We start from the raw sequence: 254 nt of genomic DNA, 5'->3' as shown, positions 1-254 counted from the left end.
AGACTCTACCTTTGCCCCCTTAGCCGTCGATCGCAGCTTAAGCTACCCTTATGTAAGCGGACACTGGTTTGAAGATAACTTTATAAAAGTACGCAATTTCGACAGTATTTATCGTACTGAGGACTTAAACTTAGGTTGGAACATAAAAGCCTTACTAGGCTACTCCGATGAATCTGTTAGTAACGATGATAGCCGCGCGGTTTACTCTTTTAATTTTAAAAAAGCTCACTTTAGTGGCGATAATACCTTATGGC

Annotated in this window: 1 protein-coding gene; it reads left to right on the top strand. The window is 40.6% G+C overall.

Translation table 11 applies throughout. From position 1 onward, the window contains the following. Positions 1 to 254: hypothetical protein (locus AAEY75_RS16190; protein ID WP_352260174.1), on the top strand; the 254-nt coding region annotated here is incomplete at both ends.

Source organism: Psychrobacter sp. TB55-MNA-CIBAN-0194 (assembly GCF_040309505.1).
Classification (GTDB): domain Bacteria; phylum Pseudomonadota; class Gammaproteobacteria; order Pseudomonadales; family Moraxellaceae; genus Psychrobacter; species Psychrobacter fozii.
This window is presented reverse-complemented; position numbering and strand designations above follow the sequence as displayed.